The organism is Paraburkholderia sp. (assembly GCF_035656215.1).
Lineage (GTDB): Bacteria > Pseudomonadota > Gammaproteobacteria > Burkholderiales > Burkholderiaceae > Paraburkholderia.
Map to the genome: position 1 here is coordinate 1 of NZ_DASRSY010000232.1, position 4,110 is coordinate 4,110.

Genomic DNA, 4,110 nt, shown 5'->3' on the forward strand with positions numbered 1-4,110 from the left:
TCTGTAATGCGGTAACCAACCCGCGGATATCAGTGCGATCCACCGTCGAGACTTACTGCTACGCCGCCTCCAGGAAATTTATGCACCCACCAGAGGAAAACGAAAACCGATCCCGATTGACACGGAAAGTCATATCAGTCCACTGCGCCCTTACGGCTGGCGCTGCGACGCTCGTGTTCCTTCAGGTAACGCTTGCGCAGACGGATGGATTGCGGCGTGACTTCGACCAGCTCGTCGTCGTCGATGAATTCGACCGCGTATTCCAGCGACATCTGGATCGGCGGCACGAGGCGCACCGCTTCGTCCGTACCCGACGAACGCACGTTGGTCAGTTGCTTACCCTTGATCGGGTTCACGACCAGGTCGTTGTCACGGCTGTGGATACCGATGATCATGCCTTCGTACAGCGGCTCGCCCGGCGACACGAACATACGGCCGCGGTCCTGCAGCTTCCACAGTGCGTACGCGACTGCCGCGCCGTCGTCCTGCGAAATCAGCACGCCGTTGCGACGCTCGCCGACACCGCCTTCCCTGACCGGCTGATACGAGTCGAACGTGTGACTCATCAGGCCCGTGCCGCGCGTCAGCGTCAAGAATTCGCCCTGGAAACCGATCAGGCCACGCGCCGAAATACGGTACTCGAGACGCGTCCGGCCGCGTCCGTCCGACGCCATGTCGAGCATTTCGCCCTTGCGGCGACCCAACTCTTCCATCACGCCGCCCTGGTGACCGTCTTCCATGTCGACCGTCAGGTTTTCATACGGCTCGTGCTTCACGCCGTCGACTTCCGTCATCACCACGCGAGGACGCGACACGGCCAACTCGTAGCCTTCACGGCGCATGTTTTCGACCAGAATGGTCAGGTGCAGCTCACCGCGGCCTGCCACTTCGAACGTGGTTTCGTCGCCCGTTTCTTTCACGCGCAGCGCGACGTTGTGGTTCAGTTCCTTCATCAGGCGGTCGCGAATCTGACGGCTCGTCACAAATTTGCCTTCACGGCCAGCCAGCGGCGACGAATTCACGAGGAAGTTCATCGTGAGGGTCGGCTCGTCAACCGTGATCATTGGCAGCGCTTCCGGTTGTTCCGGAGCGCAAATGGTCACACCGATACCGATTTCTTCGATACCGTTGATCAGCACGATGTCGCCAGCTTCAGCCGACTCAACCTGCACGCGCTCAAGACCCTTGAACGACAGCACCTGGTTGATCTTGCGGTTCAAAATCGCACCGTCCGGCCCCGAACGCACGGCCACCGCCATGCCCGGCTTGATACGGCCACGCGTGATACGGCCCACGCCGATACGGCCGACGTACGACGAGTAGTCGAGCGACGTGATCTGCAGTTGCAGCGGACCTTCCGGATCGGCCGGGCGGACCGGAACGTGTTCCAGCACGGCGTCGAACAGCGGACGCATGTCGCCTTCGCGCACGTCCGCCGTCAGACCGGCGTAGCCATTCAGGCCCGACGCGTAGACGATCGGGAAGTCGAGTTGTTCGTCAGTTGCGCCCAGCTTGTCGAACAGGTCGAACGTCTGGTTGATCACCCAGTCGATCCGAGCGCCCGGACGGTCCACCTTGTTGACCACGACGATCGGCTTGAGGCCGAGCGCCAGCGCCTTCTTGGTCACGAAGCGCGTTTGCGGCATCGGACCTTCGACCGCGTCCACCAGCAGCAGCACCGAGTCGACCATCGACAGCACGCGCTCCACTTCACCGCCGAAGTCGGCGTGGCCCGGCGTGTCGACGATGTTGATGTGCGTGCCTTCGTACTCGACCGCGCAGTTCTTCGAAAGAATCGTGATACCACGTTCCTTTTCGATGTCGTTCGAGTCCATCACGCGCTCGACAACCTGCTGGTTGTCGCGGAACGTGGCCGTCTGACGGAGGAGTTGGTCGACGAGCGTGGTCTTGCCGTGGTCGACGTGGGCGATGATGGCGATATTGCGTAGGGCGCGAGTCATAGGAACCTGGAGACAGTTGAGTGCGCCAGCAGCAGCATTGTGTACGAAGCCAACAAAGCCCAAAGCGCACTTTTGGGAACCCAACATTATAGCACGGCGAAATGAAGCTTTCTGGTATTCCCTGATAGTCCGACTGTTTTCCCCCAGCGGGGCGTCAGAAATTAGCCCGCCCTGTATCAGCAATAGCCTACGCAAAACCGCGCGCATTCTGCCTTGAGCGGGAAAAGTTCCTTGCCTAAGCTGTAATAACGCTTGCCGCGTCAATCAACCGCCCTCTATAATCCTGCCTAGTCAACCATTGCATTCGCACGAGAATCATGACGGAGCCGTCCCCTACCCCCACGCCTGATCTCAGCGAGTACCAGCTAGGCGAAAGCGTCGGCTATCTGATCACGCGGGTGAAATCGACCATGTCGAACCTGGTCACGCAGCGCAGCATGGCTGAACTGGGCATCACAAGCCAGCAAGGCAGCATTCTGTTCATGGTGGCAAGCGGCAAGTGTCTGCTGGCGGCCGAACTGGCGCGTGAATACGGCATTGACGCAAGCGCCGTCACGCGTCTGGTCGACCGGCTGGAGAAACGCGGCCTGCTGACGAGGGTGCGCAGCAACGAAGACCGCCGGGTCGTACGACTCGCACTGACACCGGAAGGTCATGCGATCGCGGCAAAAATGCCCGCTATTTTCAACGGCGTACTGGACAGCCTGCTGGGGGGTTTTACCCCTGAGGAAGTCGGTTTTCTGAAGAGCATGCTGCGCCGTGTACTCGTCAATTCCGGTGAACAAACGGGACTGACCCGTGATGCAACAAGCAATTTTGACAGCAAATCGTAATAAATTGCTTGCAGTGTCCATCATTACATTCCACTCAAAGAGTCGAGCGATGAAATCCCTTTCCCTGTCCGCGCCCGCGCTTTCGAGCCGGGCCGCTGTCGCCGCCGCGGTGACGGCGCTCGCCCTCACGGGGTGCGCGAACTACTTCGGCATGAAGAGCGACAAGCAGATCTCGTCGCCGGCTCAGTACGAGTCCACCCAGAGTCTGTCCGGCCAGGGCGGCCAGTGGCCGTCGCTCGACTGGGCCAACCAGTTCGGCGACCCGCAGTTGCCCCAGCTGATCGCGGAAGCGCTAGAAGGCAGCCCCTCGATCGCGCAGGCCCAGGCACGCCTCGCCAAGGCTTCGTCATACATTGAAAGCTCGCGCTCGGCGCTGTACCCGAAGGTCAACGGCAGCTACTCATGGACCCGCGAACTGTTCTCGGGAAACGCGCTCTACCCGCCTCCGTACGGGGGCACCTGGTATAGCGAGAACAACGTGCTGGCGAGCGCATCGTGGGATCTGGACCTGTGGGGCAAGAACCGCCAGCGTCTGGGCCAGGCCGTGTCGCAGGAAAAGGCTGCTGAAGCCGACATGCAGCAGGCGCGCGTGACGCTCGCCGCCTCCGTGGCGAGCACGTACAACCAGCTCGCGCAGCTGTATGCGTACCGCGACATCGCCGCGCGCGAAATCGCCAACCGCCAGGATATCGGCCGCATCACCAACGGCCGCGTGGCCGCCGGTCTCGATACCAATGTGGAGCGGCAAACCGCGAACGGCAACATCGCGACCAGCCAGTCGAATTTGACGGATCTCGATGGCCAGATCACCGTGGTGCGCTATCAGTTGGGCGCGCTGCTCGGTAAGGGTCCGGATCGCGGCCTGCAGATCGCCAAGCCGGTCCTGACCAGCGGCGACGCGGTCGCGCTGCCGGACAACCTGCCGGCCGATCTCGTGGCACGCCGCGCGGATATCGTCGCCGCACGCTGGCAGGTGGAAGCCGCGATGCATGACGTGAAGGAAGCGAAAGCGGAATTCTTCCCGGACATCAACCTCGCCGCCGGTTTTGGTTTCGATGCGTTCGGCTGGGGCCGTTTCCTTAAGTCGGGTAGCCGCCAGATGCAATTCGGCCCGGCGATTCACCTGCCGATTTTCGACGCCGGCGCGCTGCGCTCGCAGTTGAAGGGCCGTTACGCGGACTTTGACCTGGACGTAGCCAACTACAACCAGACCTTGATCAACGCGCTTAACGACGTCGCCACGCAGATCGCCTCGATCCGTTCAGTGGATCAGCAAACCAGCGATGCCGCGCGTGCCCTCGATGCCTCAACGCATG

Annotated in this window: 3 protein-coding genes; 2 read left to right on the plus strand and 1 reads right to left on the minus strand. The window is 61.3% G+C overall.

The window, feature by feature from the left end; all coding sequences use genetic code 11:
* Positions 1–134: 134 nt before the first annotated feature.
* Positions 135–1,961, minus strand: a complete 1,827-nt coding sequence (gene typA / locus VFE81_RS13160) for a translational GTPase TypA (protein WP_325045011.1) — start codon at positions 1,959–1,961, stop codon at positions 135–137.
* A 317-nt stretch (positions 1,962–2,278) separates the two neighbouring features.
* Here typA and VFE81_RS13165 point away from each other — a divergent pair, with 317 nt between their 5' ends.
* Complete coding sequence (locus VFE81_RS13165) at positions 2,279–2,794, plus strand: MarR family winged helix-turn-helix transcriptional regulator (protein WP_325045012.1); 516 nt, start codon at positions 2,279–2,281, stop codon at positions 2,792–2,794.
* Positions 2,795–2,843: 49 nt separating this feature from the next.
* On the plus strand, positions 2,844–4,110 hold a 1,267-nt coding region (locus VFE81_RS13170; protein WP_325045013.1), incomplete at its 3' end, for an efflux transporter outer membrane subunit.

Bases quoted from the DNA above. Each gene is read 5' to 3' on its own strand.
- VFE81_RS13165 (WP_325045012.1), top strand. From the start codon at position 2,279: ATGACGGAGCCGTCCCCTACCCCCACGCCTGATCTCAGCGAGTACCAG.
- typA (WP_325045011.1), bottom strand. From the start codon at position 1,961: ATGACTCGCGCCCTACGCAATATCGCCATCATCGCCCACGTCGACCAC.